At 47.7% G+C, this 25,512-nt stretch carries 9 protein-coding genes; 2 read left to right on the top strand and 7 right to left on the bottom strand.

Going from position 1 to position 25,512, the window contains the following annotated elements:
• Positions 1-299: 299 nt before the first annotated feature.
• From ABL924_RS06880 to ABL924_RS06865, 4 genes are all read right to left on the bottom strand, one after another.
• Positions 300-11,174, bottom strand: coding sequence for a filamentous haemagglutinin family protein (locus ABL924_RS06880; RefSeq protein WP_349026336.1), 10,875 nt, complete (start codon positions 11,172-11,174; stop codon positions 300-302).
• 426 nt (positions 11,175-11,600) lie between these two features.
• Positions 11,601-13,376 carry a ShlB/FhaC/HecB family hemolysin secretion/activation protein gene (locus ABL924_RS06875; RefSeq protein ID WP_349026335.1) on the bottom strand — a complete coding sequence of 592 codons (1,776 nt, stop codon included), beginning with the start codon at positions 13,374-13,376 and terminating at the stop codon, positions 11,601-11,603.
• A gap of 1,024 nt (positions 13,377-14,400) precedes the next feature.
• Positions 14,401-15,633, bottom strand: a complete 1,233-nt coding sequence (locus ABL924_RS06870; RefSeq protein WP_349026334.1) for a hypothetical protein — start codon at positions 15,631-15,633, stop codon at positions 14,401-14,403.
• Between the two features lie 698 nt (positions 15,634-16,331).
• Positions 16,332-17,678, bottom strand: coding sequence for a hypothetical protein (locus tag ABL924_RS06865; protein WP_349026333.1), 1,347 nt, complete (start codon positions 17,676-17,678; stop codon positions 16,332-16,334).
• Between the two features lie 552 nt (positions 17,679-18,230).
• Here ABL924_RS06865 and ABL924_RS06860 point away from each other — a divergent pair.
• Positions 18,231-18,668 (top strand): hypothetical protein, encoded by a 438-nt coding sequence (locus tag ABL924_RS06860; protein WP_349026332.1) that lies wholly within the window; start codon positions 18,231-18,233, stop codon positions 18,666-18,668.
• A 291-nt stretch (positions 18,669-18,959) separates the two neighbouring features.
• Positions 18,960-20,528, top strand: coding sequence for an alkaline phosphatase PhoX (locus tag ABL924_RS06855; RefSeq protein ID WP_349026331.1), 1,569 nt, complete (start codon positions 18,960-18,962; stop codon positions 20,526-20,528).
• Between the two features lie 399 nt (positions 20,529-20,927).
• Here the strand turns inward: ABL924_RS06855 and uidA are convergent, their stop codons facing one another.
• The 3 genes from uidA to ABL924_RS06840 all read right to left on the bottom strand — a co-directional run bounded on the left by uidA (position 20,928) and on the right by ABL924_RS06840 (position 25,370).
• Complete coding sequence (uidA, locus tag ABL924_RS06850; RefSeq protein WP_349026330.1) at positions 20,928-22,688, bottom strand: beta-glucuronidase; 1,761 nt, start codon at positions 22,686-22,688, stop codon at positions 20,928-20,930.
• Positions 22,689-22,785: 97 nt separating this feature from the next.
• On the bottom strand, positions 22,786-23,484 hold the full coding sequence (locus tag ABL924_RS06845; RefSeq protein WP_349026329.1) for a hypothetical protein: 699 nt from the start codon (positions 23,482-23,484) through the stop codon (positions 22,786-22,788).
• 281 nt (positions 23,485-23,765) lie between these two features.
• On the bottom strand, positions 23,766-25,370 hold the full coding sequence (locus ABL924_RS06840) for an alkaline phosphatase (RefSeq protein ID WP_349026328.1): 1,605 nt from the start codon (positions 25,368-25,370) through the stop codon (positions 23,766-23,768).
• Positions 25,371-25,512 lie beyond the last annotated feature (142 nt).

Raw genomic sequence — 25,512 nt, 5'->3', positions numbered from 1 at the left:
CCCTAGTTCGTCTATTGGAATCATGCTTACTACAAAACCTATGGTTATTAATAGGGTATAGTCTATTTCTAAAGCAAAATGTGATCAAGAGACAGGTTTGAAACCCCGTCCCTAACGTTTTCACAAAACTTAAATGACGTGGCTGCGTTTAATCAACCTGAAACCTACAGACGGGGCAACATGCCCCGTCTGGCTGTGCAAGCTTGGACTGAATTTAATGGATGCGCGTTGCTTATCCATCCTACGACTGTCCCACACGTCACACATTAAGGTTAATCAACAAAGTTCCGTCAAGCCAATTATGCGCCAAAGCCAATTAGCTCAACACTAATTGTCCCCAGTTGTTTTTTCTTATTTTTGTCTTTATCTTTGCTCATATCGGCGGAGGCTTCTGCCATTTGGCTGACGTTAGCGGTCAAATTGCTGACTCCGGTTAAACCTGCCGCCAGACTGCTTACTGATGCGGCAGGGACACCCGTGGCAATGCCGCCCACCTGAATGTTGCCAGCACCCAAAACAGCCGTTGCAGAAATGGTGACATTATTGCCGCCGATCCCTGCTTCACTGGCGTTGACGACACCGCCCGGTGCAAACAAGCCAACGTTACCCGCCTTTCCATTTGCCTGGTTAAGTGCCGCAGCGGTACGGATACCACTACCGGACACAGGCGGAGGGAAGTCAACAACCAAATTGCCATTTTCATCAAAGCTATAAACCGGATCAGACACCGCAAAGGCCGATTTAGCACCGCGCCCGGCATCAATATTGCCATGTGATGACCAGACGTTAATGTCATCACCACCCAGAGCAAATACCCGTGACTGGTTAACATTAAAATTCTTGTCCAGGAAGGCATTGATCGCACCTTTGCCGCTGGCAATAATGCCTAAATCTTTAGCTTCCTTAGTGACACCCGGCACTGGCAACCCGACGTTAATATTGCCGCCCGGCACCAGCAGGTTGATATTGCCGTCTTTTCTGGTTTGGATGGTGCTGAACACCAAGTTTAAATCACCGTGCCAGGCATTGCCGGGATACAAGGCGTTGATCGCATCAAAGCCGCGCTGGTTACCCGCAGTCGGATCGGCGGCAGAGGCCGAGCCAGTATCAATCAGTTCAGTAAACAGGATTTCATTGGCATAGGTATTTAACTGGGTTTGGACGGCAACCGTTTCCGCCGCTGGCAATTTGGCGAAACGGGCTAATGCGTCAGCTTCGGTCAGCGTTGGCTTCTGCACACGCTGGCGCATAAACTGCACCATGGTTTGCTTAATGTTGCCGATGAGGGCAGTGTACTTGGTACTGGTCAAATTGTTAAATTTTGGCTGTAAGGCTGCGTATTGGGATGGCGCAAGTTTGTTAAACTGCTCAAACGCGGCCTTGGTAGACAGCTTGGTATTGCCGGTGCGCTGGCGCATAAACTCGGTGACCAGTGCCTGGTATTTGCCGTAGTTTTCCGCGTATTTCAGGACATTGGCATCCAGCTTCTCAAGCCCCAGATAATTCGGTTCCGCACCGTTCAATCCTGCCAGCACGGTGATGTTAGCACCGGATGCGGGTAGGTTAGAGTTGCTCACGTCTATAGAATCGTTTATGAAGAAACCAGGCCCATTACCGATGGTTGCTATACCGTTGGACGTACCCAAATCAATCGTGCGACCCGATTTAATCAACACATCGCCGGGGCCGGCTATTTGGATGGTTCCGTTCTTTATCTCTAAGGAGCCAGTCAGTGGGTCTCGACCAGCACGATAACGGATGTCTCGCGCTGCCGAAATAACCGACACATCGCCTTTCAGGTTGGAATGTTGGATAGCAAAAGTAGCATTGTTAATATCATGCCCACTGGTGATGATGGCTTTTTTAGCCAAGGTAAAGTTAAAGTTTTCAATATTGCCGTGTTGGGTTATAAATCTGACGGGGTTTTGATCACCTCGGTGTAGCGGTGTTTTGGAGGGTGTTGTTATCCTAGTGGGTTCTCTAACTGGCGTTAGGACTGTCGGCAATAATGCAAGATCAGCATCCGACATGGTAAAGGTAGCCTTATTGATGCTAATGCCATCATCTATCCCTTTGATATCGTCTTTAGCCAGTACGTCCACATTGGCTTTCGAACTAGGGAAAAGTGATGCAGTTGCGCCGGCTAACCCTAGTTTCACGCTACCCCCGAATGCTGTCGTCTGTAAGCTGGCAGGATAAATATTGGATAAAGACTCAGGAAGGTCATTAATAAATGCCAGCCCAGCTAATACGCTCGTATCTGAGTCCATGCCGACATCACCCGCCAGCGATTTAAAGCTTACCGTACTGTCCGCGCTGTAACTAAAGAAGCTAGTAGTTCCAGAAATATTCGACTGAGTACTGGGGTCTTTAATAACCCTATCCAAGATCATAGGATCAGAGACCGCCGAAATGGCAATGCCTTTGTTGGCCGTTAAGCTCAGCTTGGTATCGCCCATATACAGTTGTGGGCCTTTGGTTAGGTCTGCGATAGACCAGAAATTATTTGCGTCTGGATCTAAACCACTGTTGCGGGTGCCGGTAATCGCACCTTCGGCATTCAGTGCGCCTCTGCCTTGCCCCAGGTAATACACGCCACCGGCGATATCGCCACCGGCATTCACCTGTAGCTCACCGCCGCCGTCAATTTGTAGGGCATTTGTTACAAAACCCTGACTAGGGTCATCAGGATTCTGGAGTTGGCCTATCTGTTTGCCGGTAGTGGGCATGGTCACACCCAGATCGTCGATATTTTTGCCCGCGTTGATGGCAACATGGCCACCCCCAAACGCACCGACATTCTGCGCGAAGTCTGCAAAATTAACGCCCCAGGCAGTCGAGGTTGCAGGGCTGCCGGTGACAGGATCGCCTGTGCTACCTTGCCTGATCAGCAAATTGCGATTCGTTTCTATTCTGACGTTACGGATAAACGCATCCTGGGTCAGTGCGCCTTTAATGTCATGTCCGGCGTTGATGGTCAAATCGCCGCCTGCCGACGGAAATTCGCCAGGGTACTTGGTTGCCACGGCAACACCGCTCAAAGTGCCGTAACGTTGTCCGGCTTCAGCTTTGCCTGCGGTATAAACGGCTGTATTGAATACAATCGGGCCGTCAATTGGGGCAGATGGAATACCATATATGCTAGGGTCGTCAATCGGATTACCCGCTGCATCTAGCACAGGGCCACCGTCAAAAACCACATCGCCGCTGGCGGTTAAATCGATAGTGCCGGTACCGGTACGCACTACGGTCGTGAGCAAATCCAAGTTTTGGTTTAACGGATCAATTTGACCTACAGCTGCTTTGGCGGTCAGCTTTATATTCTTGGACAAACGGTTTACAGCGGTATTGTCGGCACCGCCTAAATCCGCCCCTGCCGTCAATTGGTAAGACCAGGAATCATTGGTTTGTAAAATATCTTTATTGACCGTTTTATTGGTCAGATGAATTAAATTACCGTTATCATTATAATCCACCGATTTAATTTCAGTTTCAGTTCTAAAGCCATCTGTTAAAGAGTTTTGCAGGGTAAAATTACCGCTGACATTCACTGCCAACGTACCTGGCACTTCTTTACCCTTACCGCCATAGCGCCAGTCGATAAAGTCCCATTTGTCTTTTAAGGCCAGGTCGCCCGTATAGTTGATCTCCAAACTTGGACGTAGGCGTAGGTCTTTGCTGACGTTCAGCACACTAGCAGATTTCATGTAGGCATCGGTTTCGGCTTTTAATTTGGCGATGTCTGCGGCATTAATCGCACCGTCATTACCTAAATCGGCATTGCTGTATTGTTTAACCGCATCGGCATAAAAGCCGCTAAAGCCTTGCACTTTTCCGGCGATGGGTTTGATGTTAACGCCTTTGTTGTCGGCAGTTCGCAAGGCTTTCAACACCACCTCACCACCTCGGCCTTGTGCGCCGCCACCGACATCTATTTTGGAACCACTGTTGACTTCAATGCCGCTGATTTTGTCCTTATCAGCATCGGTAGACGCTAACAATACCTTGCCACCTTGGGCTTTGCTGGTTGTGCCTTTGGCGGTAAGTACCGCGCCTTTGTTTAAAATAACTTTGTCACCGGCATAAAGCTTGATGTCCCCGCCTTTATCTGTGCCGTTGGCATCCAGCTTACCGGCAATACGCACATTGCCCTTATCAGCGGTGAGTTTGATATGGTCAGCACTGATGCTGTTGCCTGCGCTTTGCGTAATATCAACCTGCCGCGCCCGTAAGGACAAGGTGTCGGAAACGCCAGCCGTCATCAACGCCGTCATCAGGCTGTCAAATCCGTTATTCGGGCTGAACTTCGCCACATCCAGCGTGGCGCTACCGCTCTGGGCTTTCAAATCGCCGAGCAGTTCAACCTGCTGTTTAATCGCCTTAAACTCCAGCTTGCCGCTGGCCGCTTTACCGCCACCAGAGTTAACGTTAACGGTAGAACCGTTAGCTAAGGTAATTTTCCCTAGCTCGGCTTCAACACTCAGTTTACCGCCCGATGTGTGATCAAAGGTATCGCCAAAGGCAACTTTACGACCTGCCAAATCAATCTTGGCTTGTGCGCCAACCAGCACGTTGCCGGTCAAGCTGTGCAAGCCCAACTTGCCAGACGGCAATAAGGCGTTGGTATTAAAGTTAACGGTATTGGCCGTTACGTTAACCGTGCCGCCGAATACATCGCCTTTTGGCACGATGGCATCGGCATGGCCGTCTAGCACTGCTTGATGGCCGTTGGCATTAATGTCCAGGGTTTTGCCGCCAAGAGACGTGATATAGCCTGCGGTCAGGTGCAGGTTGGCATTGACATTTAACGATCCGTTACCGGCGGCGGTAAAGTCTTTTGCCGCATCAATGGCCACGGATTTAAAACCATTGATGTTGAACGTGCCATTGCCTTGGCTGTAACTGTTCGCGGCCAGTGTTAATTGCCCACGGCCTGTCCCCTGGGTGGTGGCCTTAACGTTTGCGGCATTGGCAAACGCCATCGTGTCAGCTTTGATACCCGCACCTTGGTTGGCGGTGCCAAAGCCGGACAAACCACCGGTATTCAATACCAAACGGTTGAAGTTGAGTGGGTTTAACACGCCTTTAGCATCGCGCAAGCCGACATTACCGTAGAAGTTGATGGTATTGCGACCAGTTAGGATCAACTCGTCGACGGTTAATTTGGCTAAGTCCGTATTCGACAGGTTAAGCGCATTCGCCGATGACAGACCACCCACCTCACCCAGGTTGACCGAATTAGCACCCAAATTTAACGAGCCGCCCTTCATTTGCAGATCACCTGCCACGGTTGTTGAATTGCTGGCATTTAGCAGCATGGATTTATTGGCAGAAAGGGTGGCACCTGCTTCGATATTTAGGTCACCATTAGGGATAGGGCCTGACGGTGTCCCTCGGCTCAACTGAACTTGCTGGTCGCTGGATAGCCTAAGAAACGCGCCATCGCTTGATCCTGGCACGACTTCGATTATTGGGTTGCCAGATGTGTCAACAACGGGAGCGCCAAATGCGTCTACTTTTTGTTGGTTCTGGGCAACAATGTTCAGCTTTTTATCCCCGGTATTGACTGCACCGCTGGCGGTGAGTTTTGCCCCAGTTTTGACGATCACTGCTTCCTTGGCTGCTGCGATAAGGTCTGTCCCCTGAACGTTGGCACCGTTGGCAAAAGTTACTGTTTTCGAGCTAATGCTTAAATCAGTGGCACCCGTGGACGGGTTGCTGTTGCGTTCCCCACCCAACAATAAACTACCCGCCTTAAGCGCATTTAAATCGCTTGCCAGCACTTCAAGTGACCCGGCGGTGGGCGTTGCACTGCGTTTGTTGACAACAGTGAGCCGCTCCGCCGCAATATCCACCCGTGCGCCACGGCCGCCTGAAAATGGGCTCACTTTTAAATCGCCAGCCAGTGCCAATTTGGCTTTGACATCTTTAATGACGATCTGACCGCTGTCTTTAGGCAGGAAAGGCACGGGGGTTTCGGTACGCACAGCACGTTGGGCGTAAAAGTCGTTTGCGGTGGCTTCCTGATACTGGGAATGTTTACGGATGTCGGTACCATTTTCAATCTTAAAACCGCTCCAGCGGGCATCGCGGGTATTAGTGCCAGCGAGGGTTTGATAACCGCCGACTGTCGGTATACCCGCTGCATTAAAGCTGGTAGTGCGCTGATCTTGGCTGCCCGATTGCGGGGTAACCAAGAATGCGCCCGGCAGCAAGGCATAACGGGCGGGCAAAATGGTATAGAAACCCGCGGCAAGTTGGTTTGAGCCGTTCAGATAAACTTGGTTGCCCACCATATCAGCTTGGTAGGTGCCGGTATAACTATCAGTCTCGGCGAGTCGCGCTTGATTAGGGTCGTAAGGTGCCAACGCCGAACCCAGGCTAGGTAACACCGCAAAGCCGCCTTGAAAAGAGGCGGGGTTAGCTTTCTCAGCATCGGGAATGGCGGAGCCATCTGCCCCCAGATAATCCTGTGAACCACCGATACCCGGTTGAAACTCATACGCTAGCAAGTCGCCGCCACCGGACAAGTCAACGGTGCTGCCTTTTTGTAAATCGATTTGGGGTGCCGACAACACCAGTTCTTTCTCAGGCGGGGCGTTATAAACGATGCCGCCGCCACTCACTGGATACAACCAATCCTGCCCGGCATCAATTTTGCCAAAAGGAATGAGCTGCCCCGCACCCGATACCGAGGTGATACTGCCTTTGCCCAGCGTCAACGCTTGGCTGGCAGTAAAGTTAAGCTTACCAAACGGGGCTTTCACTCTCCCGTTTTGGTGGATAATCGGGGCTTCAAAACTCAACTGGCCGGCTGCTGACAGCGGCGAAGAGTCTGTTATGCCGCTATTGGCGACCGTGATTTGTCCCTTGGGGTTCTGATCCTTATTGATTGCAAAGGTGAAGTTTGTCAGCGTTGAGGGATAGATTTGGCTGGCCGTCAAGTTAAGGTTGGCGGCAGTGGTTAAATTGCCCAAGTATTTGGTTGATGCATAAATTGTGCTATCCAACAAGGTTGTTGCCCCAACGGCACGAATATCATGCTGGCTATTAAAATTGAGCTGGTTAAAACTATCCCAGCGTGAATTGGCAAAAAACTCTGTCCATTGGGTATGGGCGGCAAACTGGCCTCCACCGGTCACTGGTGGCGGGAGCGTTTCAAGAGGAACAGGACCCAAACTACCCACCGCAGCCTTCCCCACTTTTAAATAAGCAGCACGCAGATTTACCTTGCCCTGGCTGGCGTTATCCAGGCCTTGCCAACCTACCGTACCCGCATTTATGTCAATACGGTTAGCGACGGTTAAATTCACATCACCTAAAAAAGTGACTGAACTGTCTTTATCGCTGGGGAAAGTTCCTTCTTGATTAGCGACTGATAACCGTAGATCGTCAAAGCCGCCCGCGCTTATTTGCTGGCTGCTAATGATGGCTTTGCCCCTGAGATCTTGGCTACCGACACTGATGCTATTGTTCATTTCATCAAACCCGGCAGACTCATTCAATTGACGCTGATAATCCTGCCGAACCCCCAGCATTAATGGCCCGTAGCTAAGACCTGTAGCTTCCTGTCCTCCATACCTTTGTGAGCGATCAAGCGTCACCTTCAATCGCCCACCTTTAGTGGTTGCAGACCCAGCGGCCCCTATTAACTTACCATCAAACACCGCGCCTTCCGTGGCAGTCAAGGCAATCGTGCCGGCATTGGAGCCGATTTCTGTTGCTGGGGTGCGGATACCGCTGGGGTCGTCAGACAACACATCCAAGGTCGCTTTAGTGCCGGACACATCAATATTAGAGCCTTGCTCAAGGACGACATAACCCGTATTACTTGCCAGCGTTACCTTGCCGCCGTCCAGTACCTTACCCGTGCGCCTGTTCAGGGCATCGGGCGGATTTAGCCGGGTTGTACCCCGTGCTTGTAAGCTGCCATGCCGCCCTAACCATATTGCCCCATTGTTATATTCAGATTTATTTGCCTCGCCTTCACCTGAAGCAAGACCAATGGAACCACCCGGCGCATCAATCAAGCCATCGACATAAATACTGCCCAGCGCTCCAGCAGTTAAGTTGATATTGGCTTCTTTATCCCCCAGTATTTTACTGTCGGTAGCCAACTTTATGAGGCCGTGATAGCCAGTCTTCAGAGTTAAATCTACGGGTTTACGTAAGTAATCAGGTAGAGTGGTCAGGGTACTGAACCCTGCGAGTGAACTGGCACTGGCTTGTTGCTGAAAGTTGTTATTCAATAAGCGGTTTTGTTGGATTAAGTTGAGGGTAGTTTGCCCTTTAATTTCAAGCTTTGGATTTATCCCGGTAGCAGCTAGTGTGATGTTGCTAAAACCTTCAATACCAGGAATATCCAGGCGACCTTTTTTTACCCCCAGGACTAACGTGTCACTGTTTATGTCCGCAATATCTGGCGTTCCAACGACAAGTTTGCTTACCAAGGGCGTTAACTTTAGCGTGCCACCCGTTGTTAAGCCATAGGCCGACAATTGCCCGTTTAAGTGGAAAAGATCAGCAGAAGGAATCCCATTAGAACCGGAATCTCTTCCAATATCGATAGCCCCCGCCTTCCCGGTGGTTAATTGCTGATCCTGCGCCAACCAAGCACCGCCATCGGCATGGATGGCTGAGCCGCCTTGGAGATCCAAACCTTTAGTTGAGGTAAGCTGGACTTCCCCAGCATCAATGGCAACGGCTTCCGTCGGAGTGGCAGCCAGCCCCAAGGCAAAATCATTCACCCAGCGGCCTGACACATTAAGCTCGGCGGTAGACGCTAAGGTTAAATTGACATTCGTTGAAAAAAATTGAGAGTCTGCATTGTCAGTAATATGCTTATCATCATTACCACTGGCCAGCCTTATCAACCCACCCGCCGCATTGACACGGCCTTTGACATCAATACTGGCGGCTACCAGATTAAATTCACTGGGTTTTCCCTTGGTTTCAGTATTTAGAATTGGGCTACTCTTTCCGGGTGTCAGCGTGATGTTGGCATCACGGGCTATCGTGGCATCACCATGGGTTTTAACGGTGAGTGCTTGTATTCCAGAACGGTTAATCATATCGGTTGACAGCACTAAATCGACAGGTATCTCTTTTTCTTCGTTTACCTCTGGTGTTGCAAGGTCATCTGGGATATGCCGCTTCGGAAAAGAAGTCTTTTCGGTGATAGTGGCACCATTGCCCTGTGCTTGGAAAACGACGTTTTGTGTAGATAACAACGCAGTAGTAGCATCACGTCCGCCATCTCTACTTAAAATAGACAACTCGCCACCAAATGCCTTGTTGTCTGGGCTGCGTTGAAATAAGCCACTAGCAGCACCTGCCACCAAATCGCCGTTCCAGGATACAGCCAAGGAATTGATATTCAACGTCCCTGCATCCAGGCCTTCTTGGTAGCCTGCCTCAAAATGTCCTTGTCCAGACGAGCCACCAGTTTGCCAGGTTTTTGTCACACCCCATTTTTGATAGACTTCTTTGTACAAACCCAGCACGGACTGGTAATGTTCATTGGGATCGGCATCGCTTATATCGACAATTTTGCCGTAATCCGTCACAAGTTTGGTGGTATTGACAATACCACCCCGATAATTAACCGTACCACCGGAGATATTAATGCGGGCATGTGGGTTAACACTGACATCGCCACCAGCGGTTAAATTGACGGTACTGGGCAGCCTTGCCAAGCGTTCGTCAATGCCGCGCTCAACACGCTCCACTGCGCCGCTGGTATCAACGATGGGGGTTTTGTCACGGATATCGACCTGGACGGTTTGGCCATGTAATACGCCGCCTTTTTGCAGGGGTGAATTACGCAGTTCATAGCTTTGTACCGGTACATCGACAATATTACGGGTAACGGATGCGGATATATTTTTAGCACCGGATACGTCTATTAATGCGCCTCTGTCCATGATAATACGGCCTTCGGGGATTGAGATGCCTGTCACAGGATCTTTAGAACCGGTTAAATACTCTGTCGTATTATTTGTAGCAGTTATATCCACCTTACCGCCTGGCACACCAATGGCCGAACCTGACTGCAAATGCACGTCGTGTGCCAGTACTTCCAGTATGGATTGCTTTTGCACCTGCTTATCAACGGCTTTATTGTCCTCTGCATCGGCGACAATTTGGGTGATGCTGCCCGAACCAAAGGTAACCTTTGATTTTGTTTTAAGGCCGTCGTTTAAATCTATCGGGCGAGTTGTTGAGCCCAACTTAAGCTCCGAAGTTGTACTATCCGCTATACCTTCACCAGCAATCAGCCGGATTGAGCCATTCACCTTGGTCGATGTGGTGGCACTGACACGCCCGCGCTGATTAACCGCAAACCCCATTAAGGTCACATTACCTTGACGGGCCAAGATATTACCCAGATTTTCGACTTTACCGCCAGTCCCGACTTCAACCAACAAGCCAGCAGGATTGGTTTTTTGTTCTGCCAAGTACACCTTGTCTTTACTGGCAATCAACATAATCTGCCCGTATTTATCCGCTTCCAGGCTGCCAGCGTTGGAAACGTTTGCCGCTGCCATGATCAACCGACCATTTTTACCGACATGAATTTTTGCGCCCTTCTCAACAGTAATGTTTGCGTTATCATTATGGGTATTATCACCTCCCATTGCAGGCAAGAAACTCCCAACGGCATCTTTATTCTTAGTAATACCGACGTTATTGAAAATATTATTATCAATATCAAGCGCGGTAGCCACTAAGGTATTGGTATTAACCACTGAGTTTTTACCAAATATGAAACCGTTTTGGTTATACAGGTAAACTTGACCGTTGGAGCTTAATTTACCCAGAATTTGGCTGGCATTTTGGTCAGTTATTTTATTTAAGGCAATCGAAGTCGTCTTGGGTTGGTGAAATTGCACTTGATTTTTTACACCAATGTTGAACTTATCCCATTTGAGTATGGCTTTATCCGACTTCTGGTTGATGTGCAAGGCATTGCCCAGTATTTGATGCGTTGCACTGCCAGACGTAACCCAGTTTTTGGATGCCACCGGCAATACAGGCGGTGCTGCATTGCCCTGCGATGCGTAGCCTAATAACACCCCACCAGCCAATACCAGCCGTATACAGGCAGACAGTGGCGTAAGTCTTAGCGATTGAGATTGTTGTGCGTGCTGCTGTGGTTTGTGTTTATTAGCCATCGCTAATCCTCTGTGCAATTTAAGTTAATACTCTGAAAATAATTTCAGGGGATCTCTACCCCCCCTCTCCCTCTGGACATAAGTATCCACACAAGTATCTGCTCCTTCTCCCTTGAGGGAGAAGGTCGGGATGAGGGGGATATAAACAGTTGCTTTTATTCTCCTCACCCCAACCCTCTAGGCAACTGCTCCTGCGTTGCCCTACTACCTACGTCCATGTAGGCATCCAGCAGGAGAGGGGCTTGGGAATCCCCGTTCCTGCTGTTTTTTTACAAACCACACACCGTGACGTTGAGCTTCACCAACGTTAAACCTTTCAAACGGGGCAACATGCCCCGTCTGGCAGCAGGTTTTCCTCTTAACTCAACAGAATTGGGTATGTGCCCCGCTCATCATCTAAATATTTGAAATCATAGATCCTAACTATCAAAAATCTGTTGCAATACTAAAATGCAGCTTGGGATGCCCAGCTTTAACTGGGTCCAACGTCAGCAAAGGAAAGCCTAAATCAAGTACGCCCTGAAAATACTTCCACACTTGAAAACGTACGCCCACACCGGTACTAAGCAAGCTGTAATTTTCAGGTTCACTACCTCGAGGTTGTTGCAAACGACCAAAACCGCCATCCACAAATGCCAGCGCTTGCAATTTATTGACGTAATCAATGCTGATAGGTAATAAACGCGGGGACTTGAGTTCTAGCGATGCGGTAATGCCATCGTCGGCCAAGGCCTGGGTTTCAAAATAACCACGTACTGAATCCATACCGCCCAAAGAAAACTGCTCGTTACTGATTAAGGGGGAATCGGCAACTTGCCCTGCAAAGCGGCTGACGAATTGCATTTCATAAGGCAAATCATGGCTAAAACTGGCCTCTGCGGATAAATAAGCGTAATTAGGTCTAGCCCCATGGCGTTTATCTTCAAATTCTCCAACAATAACGGGTTTCCCTAGCTCATTTTTTCCATAAGTATTTGAATCACTCACCAAGCCACGAATGCCAAAATTTACCCCTAAAGTTAACGATGCCTGCCATGCTTTATCAAAAATTGAAGAGCTGTATTGCACCATGAACGGCAAATAGCTGATGGGCGTATGCCTTAATGGTTCATTCCCTGATTTAGTATCTTCCTTGAAATTTTTATAATCCACGCCAATAGTCAAGCTATGGGAATAATCATCAAAGCCTGGCAACGGCTTTATTAAGCGAAGCCCGTAAATTTCACCAATACCAATAACAGTTGTACCGCCCACCTGAGCGACTTGTGCTTTTGACGATGAGCTTACCGCGTATATCGCCAGCTTGGCATCGGTTTCTGGTATCGGCATGGCATATGTACCTGCCCAAACATCAACCTCTTCACTATTTTCCGGCGATACCTGATACATCAACGAACCGCTGTGCATTTTTTGCCATAAATTGTCGTAATGCAGTGAATTGACCAAGCGCAGGCGACTGGTCGCGGAGGTATTGCGGCCATTTAATTCAATACGGCCATGTAGCGGCAGTTCATCTTTAACCTTTAGGTCAACTTCCAGAGTTCCGGGCGTATCACCTGCTCGTAATATGGGTGTGATGGCACGGTCTTCACTTTGGGCGCTTAGTACTTCAAGCTGCTTTTGCATGACCGGCATATTGGGTACTTTGCCTTCCGCCAGTTCTGGCACTCCAGCCTTAATCTTGCCTAGTGAAAAATATCGCGAATCGGTAACGCGTAACTGAGACACCTTGCCTTCTATCACTTGCAAGGTGACCACACCATTTTCGACATCTTGTTCAGGAATATCGACTACGACGGTTTGATAGCCTTTGTTGTGGTAGGCATCTTCTAATCCACTTCGGGCGCTTTCTACCGTGTCGATATTTTTTTTGAGCCCTAAATAAGGGTAAACCGTACGCTCAATCACTGTGTCTTCAAGCATGGTATTGCCTTTAACTCGTAGCTCCAACAAATCAAAGTTGGCTTCAGGTTCGGTTGGTTGTTTTACTACGGGTGTTGTTGCTGTGGGCTGAGCTTTCGCACCTGGCTTCGCTCCTGGGGATTGGGGTTTGTCCGTTGATGCTGATGTTGAATCGACAGGCGCAACCGCGGCTTGAGCAGTGGCCTCATCCGCAAAACCAGCACTACAATTCATGGCCAATAAAATACCCAGAACCCACAAAGTTGCCATTTTTTTTCGCTTAATTGCTTGTATCCGCATTTTTATTGATCGTTAGAGTCAGTGTTTAATTAGTATCGTTACAACTTATGGGGGATCACTAAAAATCCCCGACACCCTCGCTACGCTCTCCCTCCATCCCTGAAAAACGCCTTCTCCCTCTGGGATGCCTACATCGATGTAGGTAGTAGGGCAATGCAGGAGCTATTGCCGAGAAGGTTGGGATGAGGGATTTAAAATCAAGCATTTACAACCCTCACCCTAGCCCTCTCCCAGAGGGAGAGGGGATTTTTAGGGATTCCCTTATCCAAAAACTGCTGTTTTCTTTTAGAAAACCTCAAAAACACCCTCTCGCATATTGACCGGACTGGGTATGCTGCCGTGTCACGTAGAGTTATGTCAGGGTTCAAAAATAATACCAATCCCAATAAGTTATTATTTGAATCCCCTCATCCTAACCTTCTCCCACTGGAGAAGGGATAATATGTGAACTTATTGGGATTGGTATAACCATGCCAGCAAAATGCTTGGGCAAAGGTCTGTACGCCGTACCACAGGAAAGAATTTACAAAGGTTTATTAAAAATAGTGTGAACTACGTCACAAAATTTACAAACTCCGCGATTGTAGGGGTGAAATGTTACCTTTTCATGACAATGGCAAATTTTGGCGAAACATGACAGATGGCGCGATAGATTCTCTTCAGTTTTTGCCTCGCCTAAAAGACACCAGGCCCATCGCTTTGCAACGATGAGCCTGGCTGATTGAAGTATTCCTTTACGTTAAGACATCAGCTAATTAGCTGAAAAAAGAGATTAATACAATCATGAGTGCAACCCAGTGAAAAAAACTGGGGTGGAAGCAAATGATCAGATTGTGCCTGCTGTAAAAGCTTGGTAATCAATATAGCCCCTCAAAGCACAACATTTAAATTAACCTTTAGTTATAGATTCGGCCTTATGAGGTTTTAACTACCGTTCGCCTTGAACCTGTCGAAAGGCTTGTGTGCTTCGAATCTCAGCACGAACGGTTCAAACATTAAAAGACCAAATCAATAGTAGCAAGATTTATGGCAAAAATCCGGCTTGTCCCCAAGTATGTTTTGCAACAAGTGGGTTTACGGCATTAATCACAGCAACGTTGCCAATACCTTGGCAAATTTGGGTAATCAACGCTTTTTTAGCTACCGGAAGGTGAGCTACTGCTGCTGCCGTTTTGTTATACTGGCATGTTGAACGAGACACATCGATGTAGCTACCGGCAGCGGCCTTGACAAGAGTGGGCTCTACACCATTCACTTTGATAAAGCTGTATTGACCTAGTGTGCCAAGTTGTGTTGCTGGTGGCAAGGCATTAACATCCGTACTTTGATAACCAATCGCAAAGCCTTTTTTCAGCGGTGCATTGTTAAACTTTGTGCCAAGAGTATTGACCCCTTGGTTAATTTCAGACAAACACTCGCTCACGCCACTTGAAGCAGATAATTCAAAGTATCTAGTAGCAGGAGTGCCTTGACATGCTGTCCCAGCAGCACCACAGATATTTTGTGCGGTCGCCGCTTTGGTGCCTGAACCATTGGTTCTGCCGCAAGTGTACACGCCAGTAAGAGTCCCACTGGTACCAGTCTTAATAAAGCTAGTAATCTGCGCTTTAGTCAGGCTAGGCATGTTGACAACGAGTCCATTACCAACCACTTTGCCTTGTGCTTTTTGCAAGGCATTACGAAATGCCGTATTGACCACAACACCAAACACCTGTCTTGGAGCACTTAGAACCGTTAACTTGGCGGCTATGGCTGCTGCAGTTAATGGAAAACCAGGGACACCAGCAGGGGCATTATAAGGAAAGGCAGAAGTGAAATTACTTGGTGCCAGGTCGGAAAGACCAAAGTCAGGCTTAGCTGAACCTCCTAAGAATGGGATAGCAGCATCAGCGGCAACTGGCCCAACACCGTAGCCTGATCCACCATCAGTACGCTTTTTTATCAACAAAACCGTTTTAATTCCCATCGCAGCCGCAAGTGTTGGGTTACCAACCTTATTTGCGGCACACGAATATGCGAATTGGTCTTTGATCAATGCGTCTACATGCTTAGTGACGGCACCAGCACACAGCCTCTTAGCTGGCAATAAGCCAACACCCGTTAAATATTTTTCAAAGTACGCCTGCGACGCAGAAGCACCTGACACGGTAAGGGTATAAACATTTGCACCGGCAGGTAAGGCAGGTACGACAGCAGCATTCGCCGCTCCCACAAATAACGCAGCCGAAGCAGCCGCGCCTAGTAATAACTTTTTCATGTTGTTTCCTCGTTAATAAGGTTTGAAAATAATAAATCCCTAATACTACGCAAGCCTCAACAGTTTTAATGTTTATTGATTCAGCCTTTAATGTTTGAACCCGTTCGTACTGAACTTGCCGAAGAACACCTGCCTTTCGACAGGCTCAAGGCGAACGAGAATTAAGACTTCACAAGTCCGAATCAACAATACCGAGAGGCTCGGTATCCTTGTTGTCAGCACATCCTGTAAAACCAATCTCTCTGTTGCCAAATCGTTTTACAGGCTGTTACTTTACAACTGGCGAGAATTGTTTCATTTTTGTGGGTCTACAAGGTTACAGATTGGTTAAGATTTCGTGTAAAGTAATATAATCGTAATACGTTTTGGCTGTTTTCGCTTCCACGCTCCCTACCCAACGCCATTAAGGGGGTTCTTTGAATTTTAGGGGTGTTCTTCAGTTTTTGACTTGCCCAAAAGACACCAGGCTCATCGTTGCAAAACGACGAGCCTAGCTTTTTGAAGTGTTGCTTTACTTAAGACATCAGCTAATGAGCTGAAGAAATACGGCTAATAGCCTGTGTGCAAGCCAGTGAAAAAGGGCTGGGGTGAAAGCAAATGATCAGATTGCATCTATATCGTAAAAGGTTGACAATCAATACAGCTCCACAAAGCACGACATTCAAATTAACCTATTCAGTAGATAGAGTCGGCAAGATTTATGGCAAAAATCCAGCTTGTCCCCAAGTATGTTTCGCAACAAGAGGGTTTACGGCATTAATCACAAGCACGTTTTTCATGCCCGCGCAGATTTGCGTAATCAAGGCTTTTTTAGCCGGAGGAAGGTGGACTGCTGCTGCTGCCGTTTTGTTATATTGGCATGATGACAAACCCACATCGGTGTAGGTGGCTGCAGCGGCGTTGACAAGAGTAGGCGCTACACCACCCACCTTAATAAAGCGGTATTGGCCAGTAGTGCCAGCTCCTGGTGCTACTACGAAGGCATTATTATCGGTGCTTTGATAACCGATTGCCCAAGCGGGTAATCCGCTCATCGTAAATGCTGTGCTTGTACCTATGTTTACACCTTGGTTGAGTTCAGACAAACACTCAGCCACGCCACTTGCGGAAGCCATTTCATGGTATCTACCACCAGCACGGGTGATTGTTGAAGGCGATACTGGGGTATTAGCGGCAAGATAAGGTGCAGCAATGCCTTGGCAGGCAGACAGTACTGGTGTGTTGCCAGCAACTTCACAGATCTTTTGCGCCGTAACTGCCTTGGTACCTGAACCATCGGTTCTGCCGCAAGTGTGTACAGTGCCATTAGCTATGGTTCCACCGGCTAAGGTCGTACCCCCCCTCTTGATAAGCTGGGTAATCTGCGCCACGGTCAGGTTTGGCATACACGCCAAGCTTTCTCTTCCATTCACTCCACTACCCGCTAATTTACAAACAGCGGCAGCGAATTGTGCATTTTGCAAGGCATCACGAAATGCCGTGCTGAGCACTACACCAAACATTTGTCTCGCAACGGGTAAGACAGTCAAATTGCTGGCAATGATGGCTGAAGTAGTAGGAAGGCCAAGAATTGTGGCATCGACATTATAGGGATTGGCGGCTGTGAAAAAACTTGGCGCTAGATCAGAAAGACCAAAGTCAGGTTTAGCCGAACCGCCTAAGAAAGGAATTGTGGCATCTATGGCAACAGGCCCAACACCCCAGCCTGATCCCCCAGCAGTACGTTTTTTTACCAACAAAACTGTATTAACTCCCATCGCAGCCGCAAGTGTTGGGTTACCAACTTTATTTGCAACGCACGAATACGCGAATTGGTTAGGGACTGTTGAGTCTATATGCTTTGTGATAGCACCAGCACACAGCCTGCTAGGAAGTGGTACGCCAGCGCCGGTCAAATATCTTTCAAAATATGGCTGCGACGCAGAAGCACCGGACTGAGTAATGGTATAGACACCAACTGTAGGTAAAGCAGGTGTAATAACAGCATTCGCTGCCCCCGCAAATAAAGCAGCTGAAGCGACCGCGCCAAGTAATAATTTTTTCATTGAGTTGCCTCTATAGTAAGGTTTGATAAAAAATAAATCTCCAATCACTAGCCCAACAGTTTTATGTTTAATACTTTAGGGCTAGCTCCTTGTTTTCAGCACATCTTGTAAAACCAACCTTTTTGTTGTCGAATCGCTTTACAGGTTGTTACCTTCAACTGGTGAAGATTCTGGCATTTTTCGGGTACCAATACAGTGACAGGTTGGTTAAGTTTTCGTGTAACGTACTATAAACGCAATACAATTTTGGCATTTTTACTTCCACGCACTATGCCCAGTGCCCTTAAGTTAGGCGATCTAGCCTCTACTCCCTTCGAGCATAAGTATCTACTCCTTCTCCCCCAAGGGAGAAGGAGTAGATACTTATGCCCTTCGAGATAGCTACAAGGATTTAGCCATCCCAACAGAGGGTGTGAATTTTTAGAGGTTATCAAATATTATGGGTGGTTTAGATGTGAAATTAGCACTGTAAAATTTCTGTAACATTTGTGACTTATCATGCTCTCTCATAATAGTTCCAACTGAATAATCCTTCCACTAAGGAGTAAAACATTGAAGGAGATAAAAGAGTTAATTTCCCTACGTCTGGATAACAGTGATCGCGCGGCCGTCCAATCCGTTGCTACCCGTCTTTTTACTAGAGAATCCGACATCTATCGTTTTGCCATCAACTACTTGCTTAATCGTTTTAGCTGCTTGCTTGACGAAACATGTACTGGCAGCGATTTATTGCTTGTAATGGTCGACATCAGGGGAGAAATCAATCATACCCTCGGTTTCAAGAAGCACCAGTTGGAAAAAATCATTAATGGCAATAATTTGCACCCTGACAAATATGTTGCGATGGTAGATATTGAATTATTATTGATGCCGCAACACTTGTTAAAACAACAATTAATGAAGTTTTCTGAAACGCCAAACAATATGCTTGATACAGAAGAATGGTTGAAAGCTTATTTAATACAAAAATACAAATTACTTGATGCTTAAAAAACCAACCCTAGCCTCCTTTCCCCCAACCTTCTCCCGAAGGGGAAGATACTTTTTGAATTTGTAGAGCTACCTAATACCTCTTCTTTCAATACCTCGGCTAAGCATGCAGTTACCCAGAAAAGCATATCTTTTTGTTGCCCTGCCCTTGCAACTGGTCGGTCACAGAATCTTCATCAAACTGTCACTTATTTTTCATAAACGATACTTACAATGCAGATGCTGGGTTAAACGCTTCAGCCGTTTACTTGAGCAAAACAACAAAAAAATTAACCCCAGGAGTGCATGCTAATGAAAAAATCCCTACTTACTTTGGCTATAAGCCTTGCAATTTCAGGCACCGCGACTGCGGCACCTGATTTAGGCTTGGCCGCTCAGAACCACTTAAAGAAACATGCAGAACAATACTTTGGCTTTGATATGCCAATAGGCGCTTCTGAAAGCGTAACCGTGCCACGAACACCCAATCAAAACGCCCTTAGCCTGATTAAACTAGCAAAGGGACTAAATGCTCAGATCGTTTCGCGCAAAGTTGCTCAAAACTCAGATCAGATGGCATTCTGGCCTAATGACACCAAGCCCACTCACATCGTTACTTGTATTGAAGATTTCCGTAACCCTGTGGACAATGTTGTCGGCAAGTATCCCAGTGGACTGGATAAATTTGGCCCATCTATACAGCGAGTAAACCTCCAGACTGGGGCGGTAGAAACCATACTGCGCGGAATGTCTTCCTGCGATGGCATCCGTCGCACACCCTGGAACACCATTGTTGTCACTGAGGAGCGTGATGATGGGGGGTTGTATGAAATCCTTAATCCACTGACCACCACTGAACTTACCTTGGTTACTCGCGGTGCAAGCGACACGATTGACAGCGCCGGCGCTACGGTCACTGGAAAAGTCGAATATCGCGGCGCGTTGGGCAATTTGGCATGGGAAGGCCTTGATCTGAACAAGCAAGGTGTTGTGTATTATGGTGACGAAGAACGCCCTGGAACTGGCGGCGCTGATGCTGACGGTGGCAGCCTGTTTAAATTTGTTCCCTCTGTGCCATGGAACGGTGTGGCTGTTACTGATTTAAGCAAATCACCCCTGGTTACCGGCAACGTCTACGCTTACCAAGCGTCCTGCCAAGCCAGAACCAGCAGTAGCTTCCCTCAGTTCGGACAAGGCTGTGAAATTGGCGAAGGTGCTTGGTTAAAAACAGATCCAGCGATTGGCTTGCGCTTTTCTGCTTCCAGCTATGGTGCAACGGGGTTTTACCGTCCTGAAGATGGTCATTTCGACCCTATGTATAAAGGTGCTGGTGTTAAATTTTGCTGGAATAATACCGGTAACAGTGCTGCACAAAACTATGGCGAAACCATTTGTTTGATCGATACTAACCCAGTCGGTACTGGTGAGGTAACAGTTGACAATCCTGGCGCTAACGCTGACTTACTCACCTATTTGGCGGACAGTGCTGAATCTAAGGGCTTCGCAGTTGCAGTGGCTAACCGTGTTTTGGAAGGAGATGCCGACCTTAACCAACCTGATAACTTAGCTTTCCAACCTGTCACTGGCAATATGTATGTCATTGAAGACAATCCTTTCGGTGATGTCTGGGCATGTTTACCTGACGGAAAAGATCGTGATATTAAAGCCGATGGCTGCGTGAAAGTTCTATCAGTGCGTGACAGTAGCGCTGAGCCTACCGGCTTTACTTTCTCGGGCGATGGTAAAACGGCTTATGTTCAAATCCAGCATAGCAGCGATACCGCGTGCATTGCAGGTAGCAACTGTGCAAGTAACGACGGCTATCCAACTGATGATCTGATCAAGATCACAGGCTTTAAAGCCAAAAAAGACCAACATTAATATTGATGGTCGGTAAATCGTTTTAACCCCTCCTCCTTAAGTGTGTTGTACTCTAAGGCCGCCAGTTTTAAGGCGGCCTTTTTTTTGTACTTCAGCAAACTGATGTGTGATGGCAATATTGGAGTCAAAATTGTTAAGCCACATCTTAACCATTCAATAATTACTCAAAAATAGAATATTTTGGCTAAATTTTCTTTGATCCTTTGGCAAAAAGCACACTTGAATACGTCCGTGAAAAATCAGTTAGGTGCATGCACAATTGATGGGGATCTCTAAAAATTCAAAAAACTCCTTCTCCCTCTGGGAGAAGGTTAGGATGAGGGGGTTCAAATAACAACTTATTGGGATTGGTATAATATGCTGAGAGTTCATGTTTTTTAGGGTACATAATTACTCAACCTATTTTATCCAAAATTCCCGCAAAACGTGGGCAGCCATCTTTGGGGTGCGTATACGGGTAAAAACACCTTTCATATTCAATCCTCCTACGCGCATGGTACTCTGCACGGCGGCGAAGTCGGCAAAGTTCCAAACTTGCATGCCTGCGATGTAGTCCTTGCATGCCGCCACCGTGAGATGGCCGCGTATGTACTCTGCTTGATACTCTTCCGTCCACATGGCATTGGGCTGACCGTGCATACCCGCCAGGGTATCCGCACCGAACTCGGTCATGATGATGGGCTTACACCAGGTTTCCCAGGCAGCATCGAGTTCTTCCTCAAGGGAAACTAATGCCTTGTCCAACTCGCCGCCCATCACATACCATCCCCAATAGCGGTTCATGCAGACGACATCGCATTGCTCAACCCAGGACGTAGGTGTGCCCCCTAAAGTCGCAAATGTCACTAGTCGAGTAGGATCCAATTCGCGGGTGTGGTGCATTAATTTATCAAGAAAGTCTTTGCCCTTCGCCACTGCGGGATCATTAAGGGCTTCCGATGGCGACAAGTTTAATCTCGGGGTCATGGGTTCATTCGCCACGCACCACATCACTACGCTGGGATGATTTTTGTCGCGGGCGATCAATTCATCAATCTGATGTAGGCACACTCGGTGACGGATGGCAATATTCTCGTCATCCTCAAACTGTAAGCTGACAGCGGGTATCTCATCAATAATCAGGAAACCTTCCCGGTCCGCCAGTTGCATTTCTTCTTCGCTATAGGGATAGTGCGAAGTACGATAGCTGTTGGCACCCGTCCAGCGCATTAACTGATAATCTTTAACTAGCAAGGGCAGGTTCAAGCCTTTCCCGCTAGCGATAAAATCCTCGTGACGACCAAAACCATTGAACTTTGCTGGCTTTCCATTCAGTAAAATCTGGCTGTCCTGCACCGCTATCGTACGGATACCCACTTTCAACGTGTAATGGTCTTGTTCCGTCTGGATGGTCAGGTCGTATAGATACGGTGTCTTATCAGACCAGAATTTAGCATTAGGGATAGTAAATTGCGCTTCGGCCAATCCGTCCTGGAAAGCTAGCTTGGCTGTGATCGTTGCATCGCCACCCGTTAGCTGCAAGGATCCTTGTACAGAGGCCGCTGTATTCAGCCGGATAGTCACCTTTAGCGTACCGTCAGCACCATCAATACCAGTGACGACGGCCACATCATCAATATTAGTCTGCGGGACGCTATACAGCACTACCGGTCGATGGATGCCCGCAAACGGAAAGAAATCATAGGTGGTGTGCGGAAAACTGGCGACTGGCAACAGCGGAGTATTCATGTTACCGGAAGGTACGCGGGTTGGCTTTAGTTCGTTCTCAACGCTGATGGCGATAACGTTGTCTGTGTCCCATCGGATTTTATCGGTGATTTCGAAAGCAAAGGGTAAATGCCCGCCTTCGTGTGATCCTATCTTGTTACCGTTGACATAAACTGTAGCGAAATAACAGGCTGAACCGACACGCAAGAACACACGCTGTCCTCGCCAGCCCTGTGGGATATAAATCGATTTGACATACCAGGCAAGTCCGAGGTAGTTATAAAGGTCTTCATGCTGCTCGTTCCAACTGCCTGGAACTGCGATTGGACGAGAGTCCACAAGCCCATTTTGCCAGCCTTTTTGTTCACCCATTTGATCGGGATCAATCTGAAAATCCCAAACACCGGATAGGTCTAATTTGTTTCGGATTAGGTTTTGTTGCGGATACAACATTACAAAACTCCTTTTGAAAGGTGCGGGTCGGATTGTATTCAGGCAACAATGCTTTCCTGATTATTGCTAAAGGGTCGAACCATCCATTTTTTGAGTGTCAGTTATCATGGTGTCCCCCTAACAGTTTTTCGATATGTTGAACCATAGGGTCATCTTCCATATCCCCCAAATCTGTGTAATCAAGGCGGCGAAAACCATCTAATTCAGCTTTAGTGATTGGTTTAAAAGCAAGTTTTGATCCTTTATCACACTCCGATAAAGTGAGTGCCACAGTACCTTCGGGTAATTTTTTTACGAGACGTGCAGGTAATTTTAAGGCTGGAAGCCAATCTACTTCGGTAGCAATATTGTTGATAGTCCCGCTGTAATATTCTACGGATAGGCCATCGCTATTGCCTGTACTGACTAGGATCAATTCCTTGCCGAACATTTTGGGATCGACGAGGGAAGTTAGCTGCTGCAAGGACGGAGCAGTGCCTGTTGTCGCCAAATCACCCGGTACGAATTCCAGGGCAACCCTTTCGTTATAGAATAGGCGGGTATAAAAAAATTCTCCCGGTTTTTTGTATTCCCAAATCTCGCCCTGATTAGAAAGCTCATCGCGTGTTTCGGTGCGCTGTTCTTGCCGCCAAAAATACCAGTTTGTTTTTCGTGACTTGTTGGCATCAACCACCTGTTTTTCATATCGACAAGTGAGCTGCGGCGTAGCAGCCAATCCTGCTAGACCTTCATGTTGGGCAGAATTCGTGCAAGCAATCAAGCTGAGAATAAGCGAAAGGATTAAAAGCTTTTTCATGTGATAGTTTATAAAATTGGCTAAGTTGTCGAATGCAAAAAAAAACGAGGGTTCTTTGCGAACCCTCGCCGAAAAGTAAACTGCTTTTACATCACCGTTGAGGTAGAAAATAGTTCGTGTTGAGGAACCCCTGTTCAAGTCCTTCGACAGGCTCAGGACGAACGTTAAGGGGTTGATTCCGTTCTCCGTTCGTGGTGTACTTGTCGAACGCTCTCCTGAGCGAAGCCGAAAGACGTGATCGGAATTGACTTGTTCAGAGCTTCCTTAAGGGAATACCCGTTTTAGTCTCTGGATTCACCGAACATTTTTTTGTTCATGACATGGAAAATCACGTTTTGCTCCAAGACACCTTGGAACAAGTGTGCACCTGGACCTCTCGCGTAGATTGCCACATCTTCACCCGCATGGGTTTCAGAACCCGCCAAAGGAACTGTCGCTTCTTGGTGGAAGTTTGCGTCGGTCGTATCAACATTGGTCATATCTGCGAAGCGCCCTATTTGCACTGGCGTTGCGTACACGTCATCACCCGCCACGCCGACATGGAAACCCAAGCCGTTCGCATACGACAAGGTCGTATAAGGCGCACCATCGGAAGCCTTGGTAAAACTGGCTGCGCCGGGCTCTATCACTTTACCCAGTATATTGTTGCCGCGCTGTGGATAACCCGCAATAGTAAAGGTATGGCTGTGATCTGCCGATACGATAATTAACGTATCCTCCAGTTCACCATTAGCTTTCAGAGTTTTGACTGCTTTTTTTACCGCATCAGACAATGCAATCGCATCCGTTAATGCCCGGTAAGCATTACCGGCGTGATGGCCGTGGTCGATGCGACCCGCTTCAACTTGCAAGAAAAATCCTTTGCGGTTCTTTTGCAATACGTTGATGGCTTTCTCGGTCATCGCGGCAAGATTGGGTTCGCCTGCCGTATCTGCTAAACGATCCGCTTCGTATTCCATGTGTGACCGCTCAAATAAGCCCAGCAAATGTGTAGTTGTATTGGAGTCGATGGCATCGAATTGTGCTTGATTCCAAATATACGCGCTATTCGTTCCAAATTTGTTTGTCCATTCAGCCGTCAAGTCACGGTTATCTTTGCGTCTGCCAAATTTTCCGGCATCTTCAGGATCAGGTAAGGTATTTGGCCTGAAATACTCACGGCCACCTCCTAATGCCACTTCCAGACCGTCACCGTACTTGAATTCTACCAACTGGCGGGCAATGTCAGGCACCGCGCAGCCTGCAGGCTGATTGGAATCGGCTTCCCAGTTGCGTTCAGGGGTGTGGGCGTAATTGGCCGCTGGAGTCGCATGGGTAATCCGAGCGGTAGACACGATGCCGGTTGCTTTGCCTTTACTTTCGGCAAGTTCAAGCATAGTTTTCAAAGCGTGTTGTTTGAGATCAACAGCACAATCGGCGCGGCTTACGCCTTGGTCAATTGACAACATCCCATCAGCCGTTTTTACGCCAGTCACCATCGCGGTCATTGTTGGGGCGGAGTCTGACGTTTGTTGATTGGTGCTGTAAGTTTTTGACAACGCCAAATGGGGGAATAATTCGAAGCTCAGGGAATTTTCCTCGCCGCTGCTAGCCGGTTTGGTGTTGTTGGCATCGATAATATCTGGTTGTTGACCTGCTAGGATACGCGCCGCAGTCACAGTAGAAACACCCATTCCATCGCCGATAAAAAGGATGACATTTTTAGCTTTACGGGTAACGGGGCGTAGTGCTGCGTTTTTTTCAACGGTAGCTTTACCTGCCGCATACCAAGTAGCCTTGTCCGAATGTGGAGCAGGAAAGGAATCAGGGCTTGCCGCCTGACATATCATCGTCGTGCTGGTTGATAGTGCGAAAGCTACCGCCAATGTGATTGGTTTTAGATTCATATCGTCCTCTGGTTTGTAATAAGTTTGTTGTTTTGTGCAGACAGCTTTTCCAAGCACGACCATAATGCAGACCTAATATGAAACCCTTATTACAAAAGTGTTACCGCTTCATGACTTCAAACCAAGGACTAAAGTATTCCGT

This window comes from Methyloglobulus sp. (genome assembly GCF_040079455.1).
GTDB lineage: Bacteria > Pseudomonadota > Gammaproteobacteria > Methylococcales > Methylomonadaceae > Methyloglobulus.
Note: the sequence above shows the minus strand (reverse complement) of the source record. Positions and strands in the feature narration are given on the sequence as shown.

Excerpts from the sequence above, each read along its gene's own strand:
- ABL924_RS06880 (WP_349026336.1), bottom strand. The coding sequence starts at position 11,174 with ATGGCTAATAAACACAAACCACAGCAGCACGCACAACAATCTCAATCG.
- ABL924_RS06875 (WP_349026335.1), bottom strand. The coding sequence starts at position 13,376 with ATGCGGATACAAGCAATTAAGCGAAAAAAAATGGCAACTTTGTGGGTT.
- ABL924_RS06870 (WP_349026334.1), bottom strand. The coding sequence starts at position 15,633 with ATGAAAAAGTTATTACTAGGCGCGGCTGCTTCGGCTGCGTTATTTGTG.
- ABL924_RS06865 (WP_349026333.1), bottom strand. The coding sequence starts at position 17,678 with ATGAAAAAATTATTACTTGGCGCGGTCGCTTCAGCTGCTTTATTTGCG.
- ABL924_RS06855 (WP_349026331.1), top strand. The coding sequence starts at position 18,960 with ATGAAAAAATCCCTACTTACTTTGGCTATAAGCCTTGCAATTTCAGGC.
- uidA (WP_349026330.1), bottom strand. The coding sequence starts at position 22,688 with ATGTTGTATCCGCAACAAAACCTAATCCGAAACAAATTAGACCTATCC.
- ABL924_RS06845 (WP_349026329.1), bottom strand. The coding sequence starts at position 23,484 with ATGAAAAAGCTTTTAATCCTTTCGCTTATTCTCAGCTTGATTGCTTGC.
- ABL924_RS06840 (WP_349026328.1), bottom strand. The coding sequence starts at position 25,370 with ATGAATCTAAAACCAATCACATTGGCGGTAGCTTTCGCACTATCAACC.